We start from the raw sequence: 1,236 nt of genomic DNA, 5'->3' as shown, positions 1-1,236 counted from the left end.
ATGACCTGGGGTACGACCTGGGGCGGGGCGGACTGCGGCGGGGCGTACTGCGGCGCCGGAGCGTACTGCGGCTGCGGGGCGTACTGCGGCTGCGGCGGGTAGGCGGGGGCGGCCTGCGGCGGCGCGGCCTGCGGCGGCTGATACACGGGAGCGGTGGAGGCCTGCGCCGAGCCCTGCGACGAGGCCGAGGCGGCGGCGTAGCCGGTGCTCTGCTGGGGGTACTGCGGTGGCGGGGCCTGCTGGTACTGCGGCGGAGCGTACTGCGGGGGCGGCGCCTGCTGCTGGTACTGCGGCGGGGCGGCCTGCTGCTGCGGGTAGGCGGGGACGGTGGCCTGGGCCGAGCCCGTCGTCTGGCCGGCGGCGTACGGAGCCTGCGGAGCCGGTGCCGGGGGCGGGGCCTGCGGATACGGCTGGTCCGGAGCCGGCACCGGAGCCGCACCGCCGTATCCGACGGGAGCGTCGGCATAGCTGACGCCGGCGCCGATGGCGGACAGACCGCCGGCCGCCGCCAGAACGAGCGCGGCCTTGTGAAGCTTGCGCATGAAACCCTCGGCCCTTCGATACCTGGATGAGAAAGTCCACTGCGTTCAGTGCGGTCGCGCGTGCAGTCGGTGCGGTAATGACACTGCACTTTCAGCAGCGGTACGCCTGAGCAGCACGCGAACTTCGCATCGGAGCCGGCAGCGATTCGCCTCGTTCTCTTCAGCTCCTCGGCCACCGCCTTCTCCCCACCGGAACGAGGATTGCCCGGCCTTGGTCACGGGCATTCGAGAGCCCGTCACCCAATTGCCGTCACCGGTACGGGCTTTGCCGCTCATATGCTATTTCGCCGTACGGGTGACACGACACCGCGCCCGTATCCGGTTCCGCGGGCCCGTCGTTCCCCACGGGGTGAGGGCGAAGGTCCATTCCAGCCGCCCCGGGTGGCGAAAGAGCGATAACCGCGCTGCCTCATCAGTCATTTCATCAGGTTCCGTGCACAGATCAAATGAAGGGCCGAGGATTCCATGCGCAAGTTTCGGCAAGTCGCGCTCATCGTCGCAGCAGCCGGCGGACTGACCGCCGTCGGTGCCGGCCCCAGCTCCGCCGCCCCCGTCTCCTACGGGACCGGGCCGACCCCGCTCTCGCAGCCGGACGCCCAGGCCGCCGCGGCCACCTCCGCCCAGGCGACCGCGCAGACGTACGGCACGCCGGCCCCCCAGCAGGCGCCGCAGCGCGGCACCGAGGTCGCCCCGC

Annotated in this window: 1 protein-coding gene and 1 pseudogene; one reads left to right on the top strand and one right to left on the bottom strand. The window is 72.1% G+C overall.

Annotation, left to right across the window (positions count from 1 at the left end; all coding sequences use genetic code 11):
* On the bottom strand, nt 1-542 hold a 542-nt coding region (locus tag AAW13_RS46305; protein ID WP_071659894.1), incomplete at its 3' end, for a hypothetical protein.
* Between the two features lie 465 nt (nt 543-1,007).
* Here AAW13_RS46305 and AAW13_RS43885 point away from each other — a divergent pair.
* Nucleotides 1,008-1,236, top strand: a pseudogene (locus AAW13_RS43885) (hypothetical protein); the annotation flags it as partial.

This window comes from Streptomyces humi, assembly GCF_001005085.2.
Lineage (GTDB): Bacteria > Actinomycetota > Actinomycetes > Streptomycetales > Streptomycetaceae > Streptomyces > Streptomyces humi.
Note: the sequence above shows the minus strand (reverse complement) of the source record. Positions and strands in the feature narration are given on the sequence as shown.